The organism is Clostridium pasteurianum (assembly GCF_001705235.1).
Lineage (GTDB): Bacteria > Bacillota > Clostridia > Clostridiales > Clostridiaceae > Clostridium_S > Clostridium_S pasteurianum_A.
Map to the genome: position 1 here is coordinate 136,559 of NZ_MCGV01000001.1, position 24,960 is coordinate 161,518.

The 24,960-nt window shown below is 31.7% G+C and carries 24 protein-coding genes; all 24 read right to left on the minus strand.

Going from position 1 to position 24,960, the window contains the following annotated elements; translation table 11 throughout:
• Positions 1-15 precede the first annotated feature (15 nt).
• Positions 16-2,019: a Stk1 family PASTA domain-containing Ser/Thr kinase gene (gene pknB, locus BEE63_RS00705; RefSeq protein WP_066019555.1), complete on the minus strand. Its 2,004-nt coding sequence runs from the start codon at positions 2,017-2,019 to the stop codon at positions 16-18.
• Complete coding sequence (locus tag BEE63_RS00710; protein ID WP_066023106.1) at positions 1,997-2,740, minus strand: Stp1/IreP family PP2C-type Ser/Thr phosphatase; 744 nt, start codon at positions 2,738-2,740, stop codon at positions 1,997-1,999. Before BEE63_RS00710 ends, pknB begins: the two co-directional genes overlap by 23 nt.
• Complete coding sequence (gene rlmN, locus BEE63_RS00715; RefSeq protein ID WP_066019556.1) at positions 2,721-3,785, minus strand: 23S rRNA (adenine(2503)-C(2))-methyltransferase RlmN; 1,065 nt, start codon at positions 3,783-3,785, stop codon at positions 2,721-2,723. The genes BEE63_RS00710 and rlmN overlap by 20 nt, the downstream gene beginning before the upstream one ends.
• A 7-nt stretch (positions 3,786-3,792) precedes the next feature.
• On the minus strand, positions 3,793-5,121 hold the full coding sequence (gene rsmB / locus BEE63_RS00720) for a 16S rRNA (cytosine(967)-C(5))-methyltransferase RsmB (protein WP_066019557.1): 1,329 nt from the start codon (positions 5,119-5,121) through the stop codon (positions 3,793-3,795).
• A 15-nt stretch (positions 5,122-5,136) separates the two neighbouring features.
• Entirely contained in the window at positions 5,137-5,820 is a 684-nt protein-coding gene (locus BEE63_RS00725; protein ID WP_066023107.1) for a zinc metallopeptidase, read from the minus strand.
• Between the two features lie 23 nt (positions 5,821-5,843).
• Complete coding sequence (gene fmt / locus BEE63_RS00730; protein ID WP_278286397.1) at positions 5,844-6,773, minus strand: methionyl-tRNA formyltransferase; 930 nt, start codon at positions 6,771-6,773, stop codon at positions 5,844-5,846.
• Positions 6,774-6,777: 4 nt separating this feature from the next.
• Positions 6,778-7,227, minus strand: a complete 450-nt coding sequence (gene def / locus BEE63_RS00735) for a peptide deformylase (protein ID WP_066019558.1) — start codon at positions 7,225-7,227, stop codon at positions 6,778-6,780.
• 22 nt (positions 7,228-7,249) lie between these two features.
• Positions 7,250-9,451: a primosomal protein N' gene (gene priA, locus BEE63_RS00740; protein ID WP_066019559.1), complete on the minus strand. Its 2,202-nt coding sequence runs from the start codon at positions 9,449-9,451 to the stop codon at positions 7,250-7,252.
• Positions 9,452-9,477: 26 nt separating this feature from the next.
• Positions 9,478-10,674, minus strand: a complete 1,197-nt coding sequence (gene coaBC / locus BEE63_RS00745) for a bifunctional phosphopantothenoylcysteine decarboxylase/phosphopantothenate--cysteine ligase CoaBC (RefSeq protein WP_066019560.1) — start codon at positions 10,672-10,674, stop codon at positions 9,478-9,480.
• Between the two features lies 1 nt (position 10,675).
• Positions 10,676-10,894, minus strand: a complete 219-nt coding sequence (gene rpoZ, locus BEE63_RS00750; RefSeq protein ID WP_066019561.1) for a DNA-directed RNA polymerase subunit omega — start codon at positions 10,892-10,894, stop codon at positions 10,676-10,678.
• Positions 10,875-11,504, minus strand: coding sequence for a guanylate kinase (gmk, locus tag BEE63_RS00755; RefSeq protein WP_066019562.1), 630 nt, complete (start codon positions 11,502-11,504; stop codon positions 10,875-10,877). The genes rpoZ and gmk overlap by 20 nt, the downstream gene beginning before the upstream one ends.
• Entirely contained in the window at positions 11,504-11,782 is a 279-nt protein-coding gene (remA, locus tag BEE63_RS00760; protein ID WP_066019563.1) for an extracellular matrix/biofilm regulator RemA, read from the minus strand. The genes gmk and remA overlap by 1 nt, the downstream gene beginning before the upstream one ends.
• A gap of 19 nt (positions 11,783-11,801) precedes the next feature.
• A complete protein-coding gene (locus BEE63_RS00765) occupies positions 11,802-12,680 on the minus strand; it encodes a YicC/YloC family endoribonuclease (protein ID WP_066019564.1) in 879 nt (292 codons plus the stop codon).
• 150 nt (positions 12,681-12,830) lie between these two features.
• Positions 12,831-13,985: an aminotransferase class I/II-fold pyridoxal phosphate-dependent enzyme gene (locus tag BEE63_RS00770; protein ID WP_066019565.1), complete on the minus strand. Its 1,155-nt coding sequence runs from the start codon at positions 13,983-13,985 to the stop codon at positions 12,831-12,833.
• Positions 13,986-14,059: 74 nt separating this feature from the next.
• A complete protein-coding gene (locus BEE63_RS00775) occupies positions 14,060-15,055 on the minus strand; it encodes an asparaginase (RefSeq protein WP_066019566.1) in 996 nt (331 codons plus the stop codon).
• 163 nt (positions 15,056-15,218) lie between these two features.
• Positions 15,219-16,697: a stage IV sporulation protein A gene (spoIVA, locus tag BEE63_RS00780; RefSeq protein ID WP_066019567.1), complete on the minus strand. Its 1,479-nt coding sequence runs from the start codon at positions 16,695-16,697 to the stop codon at positions 15,219-15,221.
• A gap of 81 nt (positions 16,698-16,778) precedes the next feature.
• Positions 16,779-17,777, minus strand: a complete 999-nt coding sequence (locus tag BEE63_RS00785; protein ID WP_066019568.1) for an NAD(P)H-dependent glycerol-3-phosphate dehydrogenase — start codon at positions 17,775-17,777, stop codon at positions 16,779-16,781.
• 1 nt (position 17,778) lies between these two features.
• Positions 17,779-19,095, minus strand: a complete 1,317-nt coding sequence (gene der / locus BEE63_RS00790) for a ribosome biogenesis GTPase Der (protein ID WP_066019569.1) — start codon at positions 19,093-19,095, stop codon at positions 17,779-17,781.
• Positions 19,080-20,411, minus strand: coding sequence for a DUF512 domain-containing protein (locus tag BEE63_RS00795; RefSeq protein WP_066019570.1), 1,332 nt, complete (start codon positions 20,409-20,411; stop codon positions 19,080-19,082). The genes der and BEE63_RS00795 overlap by 16 nt, the downstream gene beginning before the upstream one ends.
• A 309-nt stretch (positions 20,412-20,720) precedes the next feature.
• Positions 20,721-21,380, minus strand: coding sequence for a phosphate signaling complex protein PhoU (gene phoU / locus BEE63_RS00800; RefSeq protein ID WP_066019571.1), 660 nt, complete (start codon positions 21,378-21,380; stop codon positions 20,721-20,723).
• A 31-nt stretch (positions 21,381-21,411) separates the two neighbouring features.
• Entirely contained in the window at positions 21,412-22,161 is a 750-nt protein-coding gene (gene pstB, locus BEE63_RS00805; protein ID WP_066019572.1) for a phosphate ABC transporter ATP-binding protein PstB, read from the minus strand.
• Positions 22,162-22,172: 11 nt separating this feature from the next.
• Entirely contained in the window at positions 22,173-23,057 is an 885-nt protein-coding gene (pstA, locus tag BEE63_RS00810; protein WP_066019573.1) for a phosphate ABC transporter permease PstA, read from the minus strand.
• A complete protein-coding gene (gene pstC / locus BEE63_RS00815) occupies positions 23,057-23,950 on the minus strand; it encodes a phosphate ABC transporter permease subunit PstC (protein WP_066019574.1) in 894 nt (297 codons plus the stop codon). Before pstC ends, pstA begins: the two co-directional genes overlap by 1 nt.
• Positions 23,951-24,066: 116 nt before the next feature.
• Positions 24,067-24,960 (minus strand): phosphate ABC transporter substrate-binding protein, encoded by an 894-nt coding sequence (locus BEE63_RS00820; protein WP_066019575.1) that lies wholly within the window; start codon positions 24,958-24,960, stop codon positions 24,067-24,069.

Genomic DNA, 24,960 nt, shown 5'->3' on the forward strand with positions numbered 1-24,960 from the left:
CTCATTATATCACTTTTAATGTGTTCCATTTGTTGTATTTCCATTTGTTGTATTTCCAGCTGTTCCATTACCAGTTCCCGTTCCACTACCAGCTCCTGCTCCACTACCAGTTCCTGTTCCACTACCAGTTCCTGCTCCACTACCAGTTCCTGCTCCACTACCACCTTGATTTCCACTTGTTCCGCTTCCACCTTGGTTTTCACCTTGATTTCCACTTTTACCTTGACTTGATGTAGTTTGTTGCTGTTGCTGCTGTGGCTGTTGCTGTTGCTGTGGTGTATTTGATACTTGAGTATATGTCCCAACAACTATAACTACAGAAGAACCACCTTTTGAATACTGATTGATAACAACACCATTTTGGTTTTGATTTCCAACGCTTTGAGACCTAACTTCTACAGAAAAGCCTGCATTTTGTAAAGTTGATTTTGCACCATCTTCACTCTGACCTATAACATTAGGTGCGGTTTTGTTTTCAGGTCCTTTACTTATAACAAGATTTATAGTCATTCCTTTAGTAAACTTTGAGCCTTCATCAGGATTCTGAGATACTACAAGTCCTGAAGCTACATCACTGCTGTACTCCCATGTAACGCTACCAACATTACATCCATATTGTTTTATCTGATCTTTTGCTACACTTTCAGTAAGCCCTTTAAATGAAGGAACTGTCTGTTCTGTTTCTCCTGCACTTATATCAACTCTTACAACAGAGTTAGCACTTACTTCTGTATCTTCATTAGGATAACATGCTATAACTGTTCCCTTAGGTTTACTGCTTTTTACTCTATCAACTACTTGGAATTTCAAGTTGGCATCTTCAACCTTTTTCTTTGCATCACTTTGAGCTAAGCCAATTATTTTAGGTACTTTAACATTTGATGCTGTAATTGGACTGTTACCAAAAAAGCCTGAACCAAAGGCAAAAGCCATAGCTGATCCTGCTATTAATATAACTAAAATTATAGATGCAAGTAAAATCTTTTTCTTCTTGCCACTTAGTATATTTTTAAACTTACCCTTATCTTTATCCTTATCCTTTTCCTTTTCTTCTTCCTGTTCATCTTCACCATATGATTCATCTTTATAAGGTTCTCCACTATAGAAAGTTTTGTCATTGTCATCATTATCTGCAGTAAGTCCCTGATTTTGAATCATTGAAGGATCCATTACTCTTGTAAAGTCTTCATCATCTTCAACATAGTTATTTTTTATGTTGCCAAGTTCACCTAATATTTCTTCTGCATTTTGATATCTATCTTCAGGTTTCTTTTCAATACATCTTAAAATTAATTTGTTTAGTACTTCAGGAATATCCTTATTCAATTCCTTAGGTGGTACAGCTGTATCCTGTATATGCTTTAAAGCTATTGAAACTGGAGTATCTGCATCATAAGGAACCTTCCCAGTTGCCATTTCATATAGTACTATTCCAAAAGAATATATATCACTTCTGCAATCTACAGGAATTCCCTGTGCCTGTTCTGGTGATAAATAATGTGCAGAGCCAACTACCTTATTAGTTGTAGTTATTGTAGCTTCATTTGCTGCTTTTGCTATGCCAAAATCAGTAACCTTAACTGTTCCATCATCTGTAACCATTATATTATGAGGCTTAATATCTCTATGAACAATTCCATTTCTATGTGCAAAACTTAACGCTCTAGCTATTTGAGTCGAAAAATCAATAAGCTTATCAAACTCTATTTTTCCGCTTTCCTTTATTACTTTTTTAAGAGTTTTTCCAGCTACATACTCCATTACAATATAATTAGTATTGCCATCAGTTCCTACATCATATATATTTACAATGTTGGCATTAGCAATCCTTGCAGCTGCTGATGCCTCTCTTTTAAATTTATATACAAAATCCTCATCTTCTGAAAACTCATGTTTAAGAACTTTAACAGCTACATAACGATTTAAAAGAGTATCCATAGCTTTATATACAACAGCAGTTCCTCCTACACCTACTTCCTCTTCTATTTTGTATCTGTTACTCAGTACAGTTCCTATCATCTCTCCACTCTCCTTCAAACACAATAACCGATATATTATCACGGCTGCCTTTTTGTTTACTAAGCTCAATTAACTTATGGCAAGCTATTTCTTTTTCATTATTTAGTACTACATTATAAATCTCATCAGCACTAACCACATTAGTAAGTCCATCTGTAGCAAGTATTCCCTTAGAAACATCATCAAATTGTAATTCAAAAATATCTACCTTGACACTTTCTGATGTGCCGAGTGCCCTCGTAATTATATTTTTATTTGGATGAGAAAGTGCTTCCTCTTCAGTAATTGTTCCACTATCAATAAGCTGCTGTACCAGAGAATGATCTTTTGTTATTTTAATAATATCATTGTTTTTTATAAAATAGCAACAGCTATCTCCAACATTAGCCACAACTGCATTACTGCCCTTAATTAGGCAAGCAGTAATCGTGGTTCCCATACCAGTTAATTTTTGTGATTTCATTGATTCCTTATATATATTTTCATTAGCATATTCTACAGCTTTTGAAAGTATTCCGCCAAGATTTTCAGATTTTATATCCTTCGCCTCTTTTATGTATTTTATAACAGAATCGACAGCAATTTTACTCGCAACTTCACCAGCGTTATGTCCACCCATACCATCTGCAACAACATAAAATCTTATGTCCTTTTCATAACATCCAACATAATCTTCATTAAGTTTTCTAACTGTGCCGACATCAGATAGCATTCCTACCATTTTCATATTTTTTCCCTTCACTTTCCTCAATATAATTTCTTCTAAGCTGTCCACAAGCCGCATTTATATCTGCTCCCATTTCTTTTCTTATTGTACTTTCTATTTTATATTTTAAAAGTGTGTCACAAAATTTCTTTACTTTAAAGTCATCTGGTTTTTCGTAAGAAGTTTCTTTAACCGTATTAACAGGAATTAAATTGACATGACATAACATTCCTTTAAGAAGTTCACCTAATTTTTCAGCATTTTCTTTATCGTCATTTACTCCTTTAACAAGTGAATACTCGAAAGTAACTCTTCTACCTGTAATTCTAGAATACTCTCTGCAAGCATCAAGAATCTCAGAAATAGTATATTTATTTGCTACAGGCATTATTTTTTTTCTTGTTTCATCATCCGATGCATGAAGAGATATAGCAAGTGTTATTTGAAATTTTTCATCTATTAAATCATATATTTTAGGGACTATTCCGCATGTAGATAAAGTTATATGCCGCTGCCCTATATTAAGACCCCTTTCAGAATTAACCATTCTTATAAACTTTATCACATTATCATAGTTATCTAAAGGCTCACCACTTCCCATAAGAACTATATTAGATATTCTTTCTCCAAGTTCCTTTTGTGCTTTTAGTACTTCACCCAAAATCTCTCCAGAAGTTAAATCTCTAACTTTTCCACCAAGCGTTGAAGCACAAAAACCGCATCCCATTCTGCATCCTACCTGTGTGGAAACACATATGGAATTACCATAATCATATTTCATAACAACACACTCTATTATATTACCATCCTCATATCTAAACAAGAACTTAGTAGTATCTCCTTTATGAGAATCTAATCTTTTTACAACATGAGGTATGCCTATATAGAAATTTTCTTTAAGTTTATTTTTTGTATTTTGGGGCAGATTCTTCATTTCTTCAAAATTGAAAGTATTATTGTAAAGCCAGTCATTAAATTGTTTTGCTCTAAAAGGTTTTTCACCATTATCTTTCATCCACTCTTTAAGTTCAGCCTCATCATAATCTAAAATATTTTTCACTAAAGCATCACCTGCCTAATTTTTTAATTTTACACATGAAAAATCCATCCATATATTCATTGGGGAGTATTGTTACTCCATAAGGAGAATACATCAAATTTGAAAACTCTCCTAAGTTTATAGGCTCAACTTTAAAATTTGAGTTTTCTTTTAAAAATTCACGTATATTTTTCTCATTTTCATCCTTATTTAAAGTACAAGTAGAATAAACTAGTATTCCATTCTCTTTTAAATACTTTGAAGCATTTAATAATATATCTTTTTGAATTCCAGAAAGCTTTTTTAAATCTTCCATGTTTTTATTCCATTTTATTTCCGGCTTTTTTCTTATAATACCTAATCCTGAACATGGTACATCCAGTAGTATTCTATCAGCCTTATTCACAAGCTTATCATTTTTTATGCTAGCATCTGAAACCGCCGCTTTTATATTTTTAATTCCAAGCCTTTCAGCATTTTGATTTATAAGACTTATCTTGCTTTCATGTAAATCAAAAGCATATATTTTTCCAGTATTTTTAAGCAATTCACCTATGTGAGTAGTCTTTCCTCCTGGAGCACTACATAAATCAAAAACTGTAAGAGAATCTTCTATTTCAAGGCATTCTGATACTAGCATTGCACTTTCATCTTGAACAGTAAAATATCCTCCAGTAAAAAGAGGATTATTTTCTATACTGTGACCTTTTATTATCCTAATTGCCTTCTTGCATATATATCCTTCTTCAATATTATAATCAAGTTTTTCTAATCCATTCCACAATTCTTCATAAGATGTTTTAAGCGTATTTACTCTAACCGTAACAGCTGGATTTTCATTAAGACCTTTTAAAATTTCTTCAGTTCTATCTTTATACTGTCTTAAGAAAAATCTTACCATCCATGGTTCAAAAGAATATTCAAAACACAGCTTTTCTACATTATTATTTTTATTGTAAAAATCCAAATTAGAATTTCTTAGATAATTTCTAAGTACGGCATTTACAAACTTAGATGATTTTAATGAAGCATATTTTTTTGCAAGATTTACTCCTTCGTTTACGGCAGCGAAATCTGGAATCTTATCAAGATATCTGATTTGATATATTGACATTCTCAAAATATTTAGCACACTTATATTTATCTTTTTTATATTTGTTTTTATAAACTTTTTGATTATAATATCAATGCTGTATTTATATTTTATAGTTCCATAAACTATTTCTGTTATAAGTGCCTTATCCTTAACATCTATATTTTTATCCTTTAAATTTTTACCAAGTACTATATTTGAATATCCATCATGGAACAACACTTTATTTAAAACATCAAGGGCAACTTTTCTCGTATTTTTCATTTATCATTCCCCTATCTAATTTCTATCTCTACTTATTATTATGAGCCTTATTAATTGTGACACTGCCATAAGTGCAGCAGCTACATATGTCATTGCTGCTGCGCTTAAAACAGCCCTGGCTCCTTTAACCTCATCATGATAAAGTATAGCTCTATTTTCAAGTACTTTAAGAGCCCTTGAGGAAGCATTAAATTCAACTGGTAATGTTATAAGACTAAATAAAACAACTGCTGTAAAAAGTGCTACTCCTACTTTAGCTAAAACAGGTATGCTGAATACAATTCCAATGAAAAATAAAACCCACGAAGCATTTGAGCTTATATTTACAGCAGGAACTACAGCATTTCTAATTTCAAGAGGTGCATAATGCTCTTGATGTTGAAAGGCATGACCTGTTTCATGAGCTGCAACACCTATTGATGCAACAGAAGTTCCATAATAAACTTCTTCAGATAGTCTCATAACTCTGCTTCTAGGATCATAATGATCCGTAAGTTTACCGCTAATTAATTCTACAGGAACATCTGCAAGACCGTTTGAATTTAAAAGCATTCTAGCAACATCAGCACCTGTATATCCGTTAACACTTCTAACCTCAGAATATCTATTAAATGTAGAACTTATTTTAGCCTGCGCTGCAAAAGAAATTATAAGTGCCGGTATGAGTATTATAAAAGTAGGATCAAAATACAACGGCATCATAAAAAAACCTCCTTAAGTTCCTATTTTAAGATAACTCCTTTTTCTATAGAGTTCCCCTTTATATATTCCCCAACATTCATAGATTTTTTACCTGGAAACTGAATTTTTGTAATTAAAATTTTACCGTCAGAGGTATTAACTTCTATTCCTCTTTCATCTACATTAACAATAAGTCCAGGTTGACCTTCTCTCTTGCTACTAATAATCTTAGCCTCATGAATTTTCATTACTTTATCCTCATACTCACAGTAAGTAAGAGGCCAAGGATTTAATCCTCTTATAAGATTATATATTTTCTTAGTTCCATCATTCCAATTTATTTTTCCTAGTTTTTTAGAAAGCATAGAAGCATAACAAGTATCAGTATCTCCCTGTTTTCTAGGTTTTATTACCCCCTTTGAAAAACCATCTATAGTTTTTAATAAAAGCTCTGCTCCTCTATCCTTTAAAATATCGTGAAGCTCGCCTGCTGTCATATCATCTTTTATATCAACTTCATCACTAAGAAGCATATCACCTGTGTCTAAGCCTTCAGCCATAATCATTGTAGTATTGCCACTTTTAGTTTCACCCTTCATTATTGCCCAATTTATAGGTGCTGCTCCTCTATATTTTGGCAAAAGTGATGCGTGAAGATTTATGCATGCATACTTAGGTATATCCAAAACTTCCTTTGACAAAAGCTGTCCAAAAGCCACTACTACTATGAAATCTGGTTTGATTTCTTTTATTTTTTCTATAACTTCTCTATCATTTTTAAGTTTAACTGGCTGGAACACTGGAATATTGTTTTTAAGTGCCACTTCTTTGACTTCAGACATTGCAAGCTTCTTACCTCGTCCCTTAGGCTTATCTGGCTGTGTTAAAACAGCTTTTACATCATAATTTTTTATTAATCCTTCAAGTGATGGTACTGCAAATTCTGGTGTTCCCATAAAAACAATTTTCAAATTATCATTCCTCGCTTTCAACTAATTTATCAACAAACAAAATTCCTTCAAGATGATCAGTTTCATGACATATTGCTCTTGCAAATAAATCTTCTGCTTCTATTATAACTTCTTCGCCATTTTTATTTAAAGTTTTAACCTTAACATATGTAGGTCTTTCAACTTTTCCCTGCTCATCAGGAATACTTAAACAGCCTTCAACATCAACGGCTTTTCCTTTTGTTTCTAATATTTCAGGATTTATAAGTACTACAGGTCCTTCTCCAACATCAATTACAACAAGTCTTTTAAGGATTCCAACTTGAGGAGCTGCAAGTCCAACACCATCAGCTTTATACATTGTTTCAAACATATCATCTATAAGTGTTAATAATTTTTTATCTATCTTATCTACTTTTCTACTTTTCTTTCTAAGTAAGTCATCACCATATTTTCTTATATTACGTATAGCCATTAAATTATTACCTCCAAAATATTTATAGTAAACTCAGTGGGTTAATATCCATTGATATCCTTATATCATTATAAACTTTTTTTAACAATTCATAAATAGATTTTTTTATAAAACATGCCAATTCATAGGTTATGTTACCTTTTAAAACAATCTGCCACCTATAAGATTCATTTATTTTAGAAATAGGTGATGGACATGGACCTAATACATAAATATTACTATATTCTTTAACTTCATTGTTTAAAAACTTGCCAACTATTTGTATATTTTTTATTAACAATTTTTCATTTTTAGAACTAAAGTTTAACAGAAACAATTTATTAAATGGCGGATAGTCCATATCATGTCTAAGTTTAATCTCTTCTTTAAAAAAGTTTTCATAATCATTCTTGCACGCACACTTAATGGCATAATTATCGGGAGAGTATGTTTGGACTATAACTTTGCCCTTTTTATTTCCACGTCCAGCTCTTCCACTAACCTGGCATATAAGCTGAAAAGTTCTTTCTGCTGCCCTGTAATCAGGAAGATTCAAAGTTAAATCAGCAGCTACTACTCCAACCAAAGTAACGTCCTTAAAATCTAAACCTTTTGCTATCATTTGAGTTCCTATTAAAACATCAAATTCTTTATTCTTGAAGCCATTATATATTCTTTCATAGGAATCCTTTTTTGTTGTGGTGTCTCTATCCATTCTGATAGTTCTAGCTTTTGGAAAAAATCTTTTTATTTCTCTTTCTATTTTTTCTGTACCTGCACCAAAATATTTTACATATTTGCTGCCGCATTTAGGACACACTCTTGGAATTTTCTCGGTATTTCCACAATAGTGACATATTAAATATCCTTTATCATTATGATATGTCATTGAAACATCACAATTCTTACATTTAAAAACATAGCCGCATTTTCTACATGATACAAAGGTTGAATATCCACGCCTATTTAAAAAAAGTATTATCTGATCCCCTTTTTCAAGAGTTTCTGCAATAGATGAATACAATTTTCTGCTAAATATTGATTTATTGTTTTCTCTGAGTTCTTCCCTCATATCTACAATCTCAACTTCAGGCATCAATGCTCCATCTGCTCTTTCTTTCATAGTAAGAAGCTCATAATCTTTTTTCAAGGTTTTATAATATGTATCAATTGAAGGAGTAGCCGAACCTAAAACCAGAATACAATCCTCAATAATGCTTTTCATTTCTCCAACTTCTACGGCATTATATTTAGGATCACTTTCAGATTTATAGCTTCCCTCATGTTCTTCATCTATTACTATAAGTCCTAAATTTTTAAATGGTAAAAAAAGCGCAGATCTTGCTCCCACTGCTACCTTAACCTCACCATTTTTAACTCTAATCCATTCATCATATCTTTCTCCCTCTGATAATCTGCTGTGAAAAACAGCAACATTTAAACCAAACCTTCCTTTAAATCTTTCAATCATCTGAGGTGTAAGTGATATTTCCGGTACTAAAATAATTGATTGTTTATCATTTTCAAGCATTTTTTTTACAAGATACATGTATACTTCTGTTTTACCGCTTCCCGTAACTCCGTGAAGCAAAAACTTTCTTTTGCCAGAATAAAGTATTTCATGAACTGCTTCTTTTTGGTACTTATTTAGCTCTCTTTCATCATATGAATTATAAGTTTTATCATCACACCTTAAAAGAACTTTTTGAGATACCTTTAATATTCCATGCTTTATCATTGTATTAATAGATGAAATTGATAATTCAAAGTTTTTACTAAGTTGGCTTCTATTATATACTCCATTATTTTTTAAAACTACTTCATATATAGTTTCATAAGGATCTTTTTTTAACTTTGGAATCAAATTTCCATTTATATATACAACATCAGTTGTTTTATGTTTCATACCTTTCATAATTCCAGTTGGTATTAAGAGTCTTATACATTCAATATACGTGCATAAATACTTTCTTTTCATTTCATTTATAAGTCTCATATTTTTTTCAGTTATCAGAACATTTTCATTCTCTATGGACGCTATCTTCTTTGTCTTAATACCATACTTAATCTCAGTATACAATTTAAACACAAAACCATATGATTTTTTATTTGATTTACCAAAAGGTACTTTTACAAGCTGACCAACTTTTATACTTTCCTTCATTTCCTCTGGAATTTCATAAGTAAATACTTTATCGAGAGAGGCTACTTCACTGTTTATTATTATACCTGCAAAATTATACATTATATCACCCTTAACAAGAAAAAGCGCTAACTGCGCTTTTTACTTAATAAATCGAATAAATTCTCTGCAACTTTCCTTTTAGACATTTTCTCAAGTTCAAGTTTCCCGCCATCTCTGTCCAGTATCACAACTTTGTTCTCACTGCTGGCAAATCCAGTATCCTTTGCTAAAATATTATTAGCTACTATGTAATCCAAATTCTTTTTAGAAAGCTTTTTTCGTGCATTTTCAATCAAATCATTGCTTTCTGCTGCAAAGCCAACTAAAATTTGATTTTTTTTAATTTGTCCAAGCTTTCTTAATATATCATTATCCTTAACAAATTCTATATTTAAAGAATCATCATTCTTTTTTATTTTAATTTCACTGTAATTTTTGACCTTATAATCTGATACTGCTGCTGCTTTTATAACTATATCACTTTTAGGGAAGTTATCCATTACTTCTTTAAGCATTTCAGCATTAGTAGCTACTTTTACAAATTTAACTCCAAAAGGAGGTTCTATGTTAGTTTTTCCACTTATAAGCGTTACTTCAGCTCCTCTATCTCTTGCCTCTTCAGCTATAGCGTAACCCATTTTACCTGTAGAATGATTGGTTATATATCTTACAGGATCAATTGGTGCTATTGTTGGACCTGCTGTTACCATGACTTTCTTCCCAGCTAAATCCTTCTTTTCATACAACATACTTTCAATTGTTTTAGAAATTAAATCTACATCTGCAAGCTTTCCTTCTCCAACATCACCGCAAGCAAGTCTACCGCTTTCTGGATCTATAAATCGGTAACCATATTCACGTAGTTTTTTAATATTATTTTGCACAATAGGATTCTTGTACATATTAGTATTCATTGCAGGTGCAAAAGCAATCGGGCATCTTCCATATGCCGCCATTATAGTTGTAGAAAGCATATCATCCGCTATTCCATTAGCAACTTTGCCAATTATATTTGCTGTAGCAGGAACTACAACAAATATATCAGCTTTCTTAGCTAATGATATATGCTGAATTTCAAATGACTTTGGTTCTTCAAACATATCAGTTATAACTTTATTGCCACTTAAGCTTTGAAAACTTAAAGGTGCTACAAATTTACAAGCTGAATTTGTCATTATTACATCTACTTCAAAACCAGCTTTTTTAAGATGGCTCACCACATCAAGTGCTTTGTATGCAGCTATACCTCCAGTTACACCAATAACTACATTTTTAGATTTCATCTTACTTTATTCCTTCATTCACTAAATTAAAATTTATCTTATCTTGATCTAGTTCATTTATAGCTATAGTAAGAGATTTGTGGCTATCAATATCAATAAGTGGTTTATCACCAGCAATTATTTGCCTTGCTCTTTTAGAAGTTACAACTACAAGAGAATATCTGTCTCCTGTTTTTTTCTTTAAATCAACAACAGATGGATTAATCATAGAATCGTTCATGAATTTTTCCCTCCTTAGAATCAATTATATTATCTTTTATTCTATCAACTCTACATTTTTCAGCTTTAATGATACTACAAATTTTTTCTGTGGCTTTATCTACAGTATCATTTACAACTGCATAATTATATTTTGATACATAATTTATTTCTTTATACGCAGATTTAAATCTGGTCATAAGTGACTCTTCAGTTTCACTTTTCCTGCCTATTATGCGCTTTTTTAGTTCCTCCATTGAAGGTGGAAGTATAAATATGAATACTCCCTCAGGATAATTTTGCTTTACTTTTAATGCTCCCTGAATATCTATTTCAAGTATCACATCTTCACCTTTATCTAATTTATCGCATACGCTTTTTTTAGGCGTTCCATAGTAATTACCATAAACCTCTGCATATTCTAGGAATCCGCCTTCAGATATTTTACTCTTAAATTCTTCCACTGTCAAAAAGTAATAACTTTTACCATCAACTTCACCATTCCTAGGAGCTCTAGTCGTTGCTGAAACCGATAGCCAGAATTCTTGTTTTTTCATAAGAGCCTTACATATAGTTCCCTTACCGGCACCGGAAGGCCCTGAAATAACAATTAATAATCCCTTCTTCGACATTACTCTTCTACCTCGTCTACTATGTTTGTACCACCATCTTTTGTTGATAATCTATGAGCTACAGTTTCAGGCTGAACAGCTGATAATATTACATGATCACTATCTGTTATTATAACAGCTCTTGTTCTTCTACCATAAGTAGCATCAATTAGCATTCCCCTATCTCTAGCTTCCTGTATTATTCTCTTTATTGGAGCAGACTCTGGACTGACTATTGCAACCAACCTGTTTGCTGAAACTATATTCCCAAATCCTATGTTTATTAATTTTATATCCATAATTTTCATCCTCCTAAGATTATTCTATGTTTTGAATTTGTTCTCTTATTTTTTCTATTTCATTTTTTATATCAAGAACAGAGTGTACTATTTCCATATCACTTGATTTTGAATTTATAGTATTAGCTTCTCTGTTCATTTCTTGAACTATGAAGTCCAATTTTCTTCCAACTGGCTCATTTTTACCAAGTGTGCTTTTAAATTGTACTATATGGCTTTTAAGTCTTACTATTTCTTCATCTATGCAGGATTTATCGGCAAAAATTGCTACTTCCATGGCAATCCTAGCTTCATCAACTTCTTTGTCTACAAGTAAATCCTTTATTCTTTGTTCAAGTTTAGCTTTATAATCTTCTACAGTATACGGTGCTCTTTCTTCAACATAAGTTAGCATTTTCTCTATATTGCAGCATTTATTCTGTATATCACGTTTAAGCTCAGCACCCTCCTTTTCTCGCATAGAAACCATTGTATCAAGTGCTTCATCAAGTGGCCTTGAAAGTATATTCCAAACCTCATCAAGATCTTGATCCTTTTCTTCTACAGTAATCACATCAGGAAACTTTGCTATTAACGAGACAGATATATCATCTACTATTTTAAATTCATCCTTTATTGTTTTCAAACATTTAAAATAACTATCAGCAAGACTCTTATCTAAATTAACATTAACATTATTGCTATCATGAACATTTTGATTTATAAATATGTCTATCTTACCTCTTTTTATTCTACTTGCCACTTCTTTTCTTACTTTTTCTTCAAGCGACATAAGATTTCTAGGTAATTTTATATTTAAATCCAAATATCTATGATTTACGCTTTTAATTTCAACATTAAATCCTAAGTTTCCATCATCACTGAAAGCTCTGCCAAATCCCGTCATACTTTTTAACATTGTCACTCATCCTTCCATAACTAAAGCAAAACCTCTACATTAACAATTATACACAAAATCTATAGTAAAATCAGTTCCTTTTTATAACAAACTCCATTATACCACATTTTTTATTGTTTTATAGTACTTTTTCCTTTAAAAGTTACGATTTTACTTAAAATCTTCAAAATTACTCAATGCCGTTTCAATATTTAAAGTATTAGTAGTAAGTGCAAGTCTAAAAAAGCCATATCCAAGATCTCCAAAACAATATCCAGGTGTTACAATAACTCCATATTTGCTTAAAAGTTTATCACAAAATTCATCTGTATTGTATCCTTTTGGAACACTGCACCAAATATAAAAGGTTCCTTCACCATTAAAATATTTTATTCCCTTTGCTCTAAGTATACTTTGAGCTTTAAGCTTTCTTTCCAAGTATATATCTATAACTCTTTTAATTTCTTCTCTATCTATATCAAGTGCTGCTGAAGCTGCATATTGTACTGGCATAAATTGTCCTGAATCAATGTTGCTTTTAACTTTTGAAAGTGCTGCTATTACGTTTCTATCTCCTACAGCATAACCAATCCTAAATCCTGTCATACTATATGTTTTAGAAAAGCTCCCAAGTTCTATAATGTTTTCATTTCCATTGTTTTGAAGTACACTTATAGGTTTCTTCCTACTATTAATAATTTCAATATATGCAGAGTCATTAATCAGGACTATATTTTTTTTTCTACAAAATCCTACTATTTCTTTAAAAAAATCACTATTAGCTGTGGCACCAGTCGGATTATTAGGGTAATTAATAAAAAACAATTTACTTTTTTGTACTATATGATTTGGTATAATACTAAAATCCGGCAAATAATTATTCTTTTCCGTTAGCGGAATTTCATAAGGGAGAGCCCCCCATAAATAAGCAGCTGCTGTATAAACTTGATATGATGGATTTGGAACTAATACATAATCACCTATATTACAAATTGAAGGTATAATACTACTTATTCCTTCCTTTGAACCTATTGTAATAATAACTTCATCTAGCTTTAAATTCACATTAAAAATATCTTTATAATATTTTATTATCTTTAACTTTAATTCGTCTATACCACTGTAAGGCGGATACCTATTAAATTTCTTAATACTTAAGGCATTAATTAATGCTTCAGTTATTTTAGGATTAATTTTGATATCAGGATCACCAATACCAAGATCTATTATTTTCTTTCCATCCTTAATAAGTTTTCTTTTCATATCACCTATTTTTTTAAAGTGATATTCTTGTATATTATTCAATCTGTTATTTACCTTAATCATTACAATACCCCCATAAATAACACTATAATAATATAATTTATTCATGGAGATATTTATTGTTACACACTTAAAATTTATTTATATATTCTATAAAAATCTTCCTCAAATATTTTTCGTATTTCATTGACATCTTTTGTTTTTCCAAGAGCTAATATAAGTTTAATTCTTGCTTTTTGACCTGGAAGATTATCTCCAAAAATCACGCCTAAATTTCTGAGCTCTTTTCCTCCTCCATGATAACCATATGAGTCTAAAACTCTTCCTTTATAGCATCTTGAAACAAGAACAACAGGTATGGATTTTTCTATAGCTCTTTTAACTCCATCTACCATAAGAGGCGGTAAATTTCCCCTTCCCATTCCTTCAATTACAATTCCTTTATAACCACTTTGAACAGCAAAATCTATGAAATCAGAATTCATTCCAGCTGCTGCCTTTATTAGTGCCACTTTTTCTTCAACTTTGTCTGTTTCTATGTAATCATTATAAACTCTATCTCTATAGAATATAGGCTTATTGGTATCAATTATACCAAGAGGTCCAAAGTCCGGGCTCTCAAAAGCATTAAGATGCATAGAATGTACTTTTGTAGCCTCTGAAGCGCTATTAAGTTCATCACTAAAACAAACTAAAACTCCCTTATGCCTAGCACCTTCAGAAATTGCTGTGCATATTGATGCTGAAAGGTTAGCAGGTCCATCATATCCAAGTTCAGAACTATTTCTCATAGAGCCTGTTACAACTACAGGTTTCTCACTTTTTATAGTTAAATCAAGGAAATATGCTGTTTCTTCAAGTGAATCTGTTCCATGAGTAACTACTGCTCCAGCTATATCCTCTCTCTCCAAAATCTTTTTTATGAAATTAGATAATTCAAGCATTTTTGATGGTGTCATATGTGGTCCAGGGAATTCTGAAAAATTAAACGATTCAATATCTGCAAATTTTTCTATGCCTGTTACTTTTGACATTATTTCTTCACCTGATAAAGCTGGAACTGCTGCTTTTACTTTATTATCAAACTTCATTGATATAGTACCACCATTAAATATTACTGCAACCTTTTTCATATGTTTTCTTCCTTTCTATTAAATAATAATATATAAATAAAACTAAAAAGGAATTCCCCTTTGAAAAGTAAAAACCTTTCGTTCAACTTTCCCAAAAAGAAATTCCCTCAGTCTTTAACTATCACAGAATTTTTTAACTTTCCTTAAATATCCGCAAATAAACCTAAAGTATAATACAGATTAATCCACCATTACCTTCATTTATTATTTTCTCTAGTGTTTTCTGTATTTTAGCTTGAACATCATCCGGCATCTTATAAAGTTTTTTCTGAAGCCCTTCTTTAACCAATACCTCTAATGATTTTCCAAACATATTACTTTCCCATATTTCAGATGGGTCATTTTCAAATTGCTCTAAAAGCGATCTTACAAGTTCTTCGCTTTCCCTTTCACTTCCAAGTATAGGTGAAACTTCCGTTTCTATATCAGCTCTTATAAAGTGAAAACTTGGAGCACTTGCTTTTAATTTAACTTCATATCTAGTTCCATTCTTAACTATTTTAGGCTCTTCCAATTTCATTTCTGCTAGCTGCGGGGCCACAAGTCCATAACCCTTTTCTCTTACATCTCTTAAAGCATCAGAAATTCTATCATACTGAACCTTAGCTTCATGCATGTCTTTCATTATAGATAAAAGCTTGTTTTCACCATCAATATCACATTCACATTCTTCACTTAAGACCTTATAAAACATGTCACTCTTGGGTGTGAAAACTATTCTTCCAACACCACTTCCCATATTCATTTCGGTCATATCAGCTCTTTCTAAATAATCCATGTCTGAATATGAAGCTATAACCTTAGAAATATCTCTTATCTTATTTACTTTTATACACATTTCTTTTACAATACTTAAGAAATTATCTTTGAGCCAATGTTTTGCACTTAATTTTTCAATCCACTCCGGCATATCTATATTTATTTCTTTAATAGGAAATTCCTTTAAAACCCTACTAAAAACTTTTACTATATCTTCTTCAGTCATATTCTGAACATCCAAAACTTGTACAGAAACATCATATTTTTTCTCTAATTCGTCTTTAAGCTCAAGTGTTTTTGGGTCAGATGCATGTGCTGAATTAAGTATTATAATAAATGGCTTTTTTATTTCTTTAAGTTCTTTTACTACTCTTTCTTCTGCTTCTACATATTCTTCTCGTGGTATACCTGTTACTGAACCATCTGTAGTAACTACAAGTCCTATAGTTGAATGTTCATCAATAACTTTTTTTGTTCCTATTTCTGCTGCTTCCTCAAATGGAATTTCATGGTCAAACCACGGCGTTGATACCATTTTAGGTTTATCCCCTTCTACATACCCAAGGGCACTTTTTACTATATATCCAACGCAGTCCACTAATCTTACCTTTAATTTTATGCTATCATCTAAACTTATATCTACAGCCTCATTAGGGACAAATTTTGGTTCAGTTGTATGAATTGTTTTACCTGATGAACTTTGGGGAAGTTCATCCTTAGCTCTTTCTTTTTTGTGAGGATTATCTATATTGGGTATTACCATAATATCCATAAATCTTTTAATAAATGTAGATTTTCCTGTTCTCACAGGTCCTACAACTCCAACGTAAATATCCCCATCCGTTCTCTCAGCAATGTCTTTATATATGTTAAAGTTTTCCAAGCTGCTTCCTCCCACACCTTAATATTAACAATATATATATACACAACAATTGCTAAGTTTATTCCTTTAGAGAGAAATTTATTAAAAATAATATTCGTATTTTTTATCTCTGCCCATAAGTTCATTAACCTGCTGTCTTGGATCCTTATTTTGAAACAGAACCCCATAAAGTGCATTAGTAATTGGCATAGAGACTTTAAGTGATTCTTTAAGTTCGTAAAATGTTTTACAAGCCTTTACACCTTCTACAACCATTCCAATTTTTCTGCAGGCTTCCTCACAAGATACTCCCTTACCTATTAGTATACCAGCTTTTCTATTTCTGCTGTGCATACTAGTACATGTTACAATGAGATCACCCATACCTGTAAGTCCAAAAAATGTTTCTGGTTTACCTCCAAGCTTTACTCCTATTCTCATTATCTCGCTCATGCCTCTTGTCATAAGGGCTGCTTTTGTATTGTCACCATAACCCATTCCATCACATATACCTGAAGCTATAGCTATTATATTTTTAACAGCTCCTCCTATCTCCACTCCTACTATATCACTATTTGTATAAACTCTAAAACCATTAGTCATGAAAACATCTTGAACTTCTTCAGCATATTTCATATCAGTAGAACTAACAACTACTGTAGTTGGAATATCATTTGCAACTTCTTCAGCATGACTTGGCCCTGAAAGCACTACCACTGGATTCCCTGGAAGTTCCTCTTTAATTACTTCAGATAGTCTTTTTTTACTCTCTTCTTCCATTCCTTTAGCAATACTTATAATAATCTGTTCTTCACTTATGACTGATTTTATTTTTTTACATATTTCTCTTATTGCAAAAGAAGGAACCGCAAGTACCACATATTTATTTTGTTTAGCCGCTAAATAAATATCATCTACAGCCTTAACATTATAAGGTATAACACTATCAGGAAGATATCTCGTATTAGTTTTTAAGGTATTTATATCATCTACATTCTGCTTATTTCTATCCCATATAGTGATATCATATCCTTTTTTAGCAAGCATTATTCCAAGTGCCGTACCAAAACTTCCACCACCTATAAATGTTATGCCCTGCATATTATTCCTTCCTTTCGTTAAATATCATTTTTATTCCTGTTCCCTCAAAATCAAAGCTTTGTCTTAACTTATTTTCCAGGTATCTTCTATAAGAAAAATGAAGAAGCTCTGGATTGTTTACAAAGAATACGAAAGTAGGCGGTTTCACACCTATTTGAGTTACATAAAAAATTTTAAGCCTCTTGAAAGCAACTGTTGGGGGCTCTTTCATTAAAACCGCATTACTTATAACATCATTTAATACTCCAGTAGCAATTCTCTTATTATAATTATCATAACATTTTTTTATCTCTGAAAGCACCTTGTGTACTCTTTGCCCTGTCTTAGCAGATATGAATAGAAATGGTGCATAGGCCATAAATGAAAACTTAAATTCAAGGTCCTTTTTAAAATTATCCATGGTTCTGTCATCTTTTTCTATTAAGTCCCACTTATTAACTATAACTAAAATAGCTCTATTGTTTTCATGAGCATACCCTATTATTCTCTCATCCTGTTCGCTTATTGGATCAGTGGCATCAATCATAAGTACACATACATCACATCTTTCTATAGCCGCCATAGTTCTTACTGCACTGTATCTCTCAATTTGATCTTTTATTTTGCTCTTTCTCCTAAGCCCTGCAGTATCTATTAAAATCAACTTGCCAAAATCTGTTTCAAGATAACTATCTATAGCATCTCTAGTTGTTCCAGGTATATCACTTACAATAACTCTATCTTCACCTAATATCCTATTTGTAAGAGAAGACTTTCCTACATTAGGTTTACCTACAAATGCAACTCGTATATATTCATCATCCTCTTCATCTTCATCAGCTGGCCTAAATTTATTTACTACTTCATCAAGCATATCACCTATACCTAATCCCTGTGAAGATGATATTGCAACAGGATCACCTATACCTAAATTGTAAAATTCATATATATTGTTTTCTTCAGCATTTTTATCTATTTTATTTACAACTAAAACTATAGGCTTCTTGCTCTTCCTTAGCATTACAGTAACTTCATTATCAGCATCCGTAAGACCCTGCTTACCATCTACCATAAATATAATAACATCTGACATTTCAATTGCTATCTGTGCCTGTCTTCTCATTTGAGTTAGTATTATATCATCATTTTCCGGCTCTATTCCACCTGTATCTATTATAGTAAATTTTCTTCCTACCCATTCTGATTCAGCGTAAATTCTATCTCTTGTAACTCCTGGTGTATCTTCTACTATTGAAACTCTTCTGCCTGCAAGTTTATTAAATAGAGTTGATTTCCCCACATTAGGTCTGCCAACTATACTAACTATTGGTTTTGACATTTTTCTTCCTCCTTGCCATATTTGTTTATTATATTAACTATATCTTCTCCAGAATAATCGCAAATAAGTACTTTTCTATTTAATGCTGCTTCAACTTCAGAAACTTTAACATCATCTAAAAATATATCTTCATCACTTTTAAGCATATTTTTAGGAAGTATTATATAATCACCTACATAATTTTCCTTTAAATATTTTATAATATCTCTGCCCGTCAAAAGTCCTGCTACAGTTATATTTTTACCAAAGAAATCATTTATTACCCTCACAACATTAATTTTTAATTTTTTGCTTCTATTCATAAGAATATCTGCAGCATCATTTATCTCTTTATAAGCCAAAGCTCCTGTAACCATGGTAAAAGATTTATTTATATTATCTTCTAAATCATCTACAGTTTTGTGAATATTGTCTCTGAAAGTTCGTATCATTCCTATACCATCTTCAAATTGCTCGAAATTACCATAAAATTTTGTTTCAGGTATAACTTTTTTACTGAGAACATAAAATTCATCTGACAGTCTTACAAAAGGACTTCCTATCTCCTCAATGAATTTTTTTTGAAGTGGCTCAACATTTTCTATTTCCTTTAGAGCTGTTTTTTCATTATAAGGCTTCACTTTAAAAAGTCCTTCTCTATAATCTGTTATCCCAACAGGTACTCCCGCTACATTTTCCACTGAAGGATACAATTCATAAAGATCCTTAATAGTATGTATAAATTCCTTACCATCATTTATTCCTGGGCATAACACAACCTGGCAGTTCATTTTTATACCTGCCTTTGCAAGTTTCTTCATTCGCTCCATTAGATTGCCTGCAAATCTGTTATTAAGCATCTTTTTTCTAAGTTCAAGATTTGTAGCTTGAACAGATACATTTATTGGGCTTATTCTGTATCTTATTATTCTCTCTATATCTTCATCACTCATATTTGTAAGCGTTACAAAATTGCCCTGTAAAAATGAAAGCCTTGAATCATCATCTTTAAAATATAGAGTTTTTCTCATTCCCTTTGGCAGCTGATCTATGAAGCAAAATATACATTTATTTCTGCAACTTTTGGCAGAATCTAGAATTTCATTTTCGAATTCCACTCCCAGTTTTTCATCATATTCCTTTTCTATCTCAAGCTCCCATACTTCTTTATTGGGCTTTTCTATTTCTACAACAACATATTCATCTGCCATCAAAAATCTATAATCAATTATATCCGTTACTTCTTTACCATTTATACTTAAAAGACTATCTCCTACATCAATGCCCATTTCTTCTGCTATGCTTGAAGGCTCAATTTTAATAATTTTATTTTTCATAATTACTCCCTACAATATTGTGTTTACAGATTTAAACTCTTTATATAGAAACCAGTTTAGTTATTAAGTTATGTATACTTCATAATATCTTTACAGTTAATATTTTAGAACATATATAACTTAAGCTTCGATATGGTAACCCTGTAGTTATATTACATTATTAACTCTTTTAAGTCAAGAATAACGCAAAGTAACAGTATTTTAGAACGTTAAATAAAACTTATTGAGTATTATTTAAACGGTTCTCAAAATACTGTTACTTTACTTAGCAGGAAAAATTAACATTCTTAAAGTTTTACTTTAACCTAGTTAATCATTTAAATCAACTTGTTTTCCTGTTATGAGATAAATTGTGCATTCGCATATATTAGTTGTTCTATCTGCTATTCTTTCAAGGTATTTGCACACAAATAAAAATTGAGTGTGTCTATTTATTTTATTTGTATCCTTCATCATAATTTCAAGGAGTTCATTAAAAATTCTTTTATAATATGCATCTACTTCATCATCACGCTTACAAACTTCATAGGCTGCATCAAGATCTTTTTCAACATAAGCATCAAGTGAATCCTTTATCATAGATTTAACCTTATTTGCCATGCTCCATATGTCACTTACAATATCAGGGTGCTTTTCTCCATTAAGTCTCTTTATAACTTTTGCTATATCTACTGCATGATCTCCTATTCTTTCAAGCTCTGTTACTATCTTTGTAGTAGTAAATACATTTCTTAAATCCTCCGCAACTATAGGCTGCTGCATTAAAATTAGCCTTATAATTTTGTTCTCTATTTCCTTCTGCGTATTATCTACAATATCATCTTTTTCTACTACCTTTTTTGCCCCTACTTCATCCTGTTTTTCCAGTGCCTCCATACAATCATATATCTGCTTTTCAACCATGCTTCCCATTCTTAAAAGTTCAGCATGAAGATCCTCTAAATTAGCTTCAAAAACTTTTCTTGTCATATATTTCACCTCACAAATAAATTATTAAACATCATCCAAATCTTCCTGTTATATAATCTTCTGTTCTTTTATCCTTTGGTTTATAAAAAATGTCTTCGGTTTTTCCATCTTCTACAACTTCACCATTTAAAAAGAAAGCTGTATTGTCTGAAATTCTTCCTGCTTGCTGCATATTGTGAGTCACTATAATTACTGTATATTTATGTTTTAATTCATCCATTAACTCTTCTATTTTCAAAGTTGATATTGGATCAAGTGCTGAAGTTGGTTCATCCATAAGAAGAACTTCAGGTTCCACTGCAAGGGTTCTTGCAATACACAATCTCTGCTGCTGTCCACCTGATAATCCAAGAGCATTCTTTTTAAGTCTATCTTTAACTTCTTCCCAGAGAGCTGACCCCTTCAAACTCATTTCTACAATTTCATCTAATTTAGATCTGCTTTTTATTCCGTGTATTCTAGGTCCATAAGCAACATTATCATATATTGACATTGGAAACGGATTTGGTTTTTGAAATACCATGCCAACTCTTTTTCTAAGTTCTATAGCATCATAATCCTTATATACATTTTTTCCTTCAAATAATACATCACCATCTATTTTAACTATACTTATAAGATCATTCATTCTATTTATTGTTCTTAAAAAAGTTGATTTACCGCAGCCTGATGGTCCTATAAGTGCAGTTACTGTATTAGGCTGAAAATCAAGATTTATCTTTTTAAGAGCCTGAACACTTCCATAATATAAATTTAAGTCCTTAGTCTGTATTATGCCCATTTTAATCCTCCTTATTTACCGCTGTATAAACTGTATATTTTTCTTCCGATGATTCGTGCTAAAAAATTAAATAGTAAAACCATAATTACAAGCACTGCAGAAGAACCATTGGCAATTTTAGCTGCATCTGGTACCATGCCCTCAGAATTGAGCTTCCATATATGAACTGCTAAAGTTTCAGCAGGTCTGAACAAGCTAAAAGCCGAAGTTTTACCTACAAGACTTATATGCTGAAAATCAAGTGCAGGAGCACTCATACCGGCAGTATATAAAAGTGCAGCTGCTTCTCCAAAAATTCTTCCTGATGCCAATATAATACCTGTAAGTATCTCAGGTACTGCTGATGGAAGAATTACATTCTTTATTGTTTGCCACTGTGTAGCTCCAAGTCCAAGACTTGCCTCTTTTACCTTAACAGAAGATGCTTTAATGGCATTTTCTGATACTCTTGTCATAGATGGTAAATTTAAAATAGTAATAGCTAAAGCACCTGAAAGAATGGTATATCCCCAATTTGTCATGGTAACAAATACAAGTAAGCCAAACAATCCAACAACTATTGAAGGAAGGGATGCCATTGTTTCTATACAAAGTCTTATAAATCTTAAAATCATTCCTTCTTTAGCATACTCAGCCATATAAATTCCAGCGCCTACTCCAATAGGTATTGTTATTAAAAGTGACACTATTAGCATATAAAATGAATTAAAAAGCTCAGGTCCTATTCCTCCGCCAGCTTCTGTTATCTTAGGTTGCCCAAATAAGAAATTGAAATTTAAAGAATCCTTGCCTTTATAAATTATATAAATTATAAATAGTGCTAAAAGCGCAACTACAAATATAGATATAATATATAAAATTAATGTAGCTATTTTATCGTATAATTTACTTTTCATTAGACATCACCTCTTCTACCTATAAGTCTTATAATTACTATGAATGCAAATGAAATTAAAAGAAGTAAAAGTGCGAGTGACCAGAGTGCATCATTCCACACAGTGCCATTAGCTGTATTTGCCATATCCATTGTAAGCACACTGGTTAAAGTAGTTGTAGGTGATAAAAGTCCCTTTGCTGATTTCAAAGTATTTCCTATTACCATTTGAACTGCTAGTGCTTCTCCAAAAGCCCTGGCAAGTCCCAGCACAACTCCGGTAAGTATGCCATTTTTACTTGAAGGTATTATTATTTTATATATTGTCTGCCATCTTGTAGCTCCTAGACCATAAGAACCTTCAATATATTCATTATGAACATTTTTTATAGCATCAGATGCCAAACTGGCTATAGTAGGAAGTATCATTATACTTAGGACTAAAATTCCAGCTGCCAAGCTGAATCCCACACCTCCAAAATGCTTTTTTATAAGTGGCACTAAAACAGTGACTCCTATCCATCCATAAACTACAGAAGGAATTCCAACAAAAAGTTCTAAGGAAGGTTTAAGTACTTTTTCACCTAGTTTAGGAGAAATCATATTCATAAATACTGCAAGTGCTATTGCCATAGGTGTGCTTAATATTACAGCACCTATAGATACTAAAGTAGAACCTTTTAAAAATATAAGTGCTCCCAATTTAGGATTCTTTGCATCATCAGGTTTCCACACTTCAGAAAACAAAAAATTCAAAATTGAATAATGATGTTTTGTAAAGGTTGATATTCCTTTAGATGCAATAAAAAAAATAATAGAAAGGGTTAGAATAACTATAAAAGCACCACAAATAGTTGCAAAACCCCTTCCAATATATTCTGTTTTAAGCTTTTTTATAAAACTTCTTTTTTCCATAAACATTACCTCAACTTAAAGTTTAGTTTTATGTAATCCTGCATTAAAAATAATTTAAAAATTGAGACATAAGAAAGGTCATTTCTTATGTTCTCAATTTTAAATTTTACTATTTATTATTTTTTCAAATCGGCTGATGGTATATATCCCATTTTTTGTATAAGTGATTTATTGTCGCTGCTCATCATATAATCTATAAATGCTTTAGAAGCATCATTTCCTTTACCTTTTGTATACATATGCTCATATGACCAGAATCCATACTTTCCACTTATTATGTTTGCCGTAGTAGGCGCAACATTATCAATAGATACCATATTTAAATCTTTTTGACCTTCGCCTGTTAAAAGATAAGAAAATGCTAAGTAACTTATAGAACCTTTAGTACTTGTCATTGAAGTTTTAACTGATCCACTTGCATCCTGTGTAGTTCCTATATCATCCTTTTCGTCTTTTCCATCCATAACTGTTTTAGTGAAAGTAGCTCTTGTTCCTGAAGATTTAGGTCTATGAACTATGTTTATTGCTTCACTTGATCCACCAACTTGACTCCAGTTAGTTATCTTTCCAGTAAATATATCTTGAATTTGTGCTTTAGTTAAATTCTTTACATTTACATCGCTACTTGTAACTACGGCAAAACCTATAGCACAAACTTTATGATCTGTTAATTTCTTTGCATCATCGGCATTTAATTTTTCTTCTGCAAAAATATCTGAATTTCCGACTTCAACTGCTCCTTGAAGAACTTGATTAAGTCCAGTACCACTTCCGCCACCTTGAACATTTACATTTACACTAGGATATTTTGCTTTAAATCCATCTACAGATTTTTCAGCTAGAGGTTGAAGTGCAGTAGAACCCGAAAGAGTAATTGAACCGGATATTGTCTTTGTCTCTTTTTTAGTATTTGATGAATTAGAGCTTGAGCTGCTGCATCCTGCAAACAAACCTGCTGCTATTGTCACCGTAATTGCTAAAACTGCTAACTTGATTTTTTTACTTTTCAT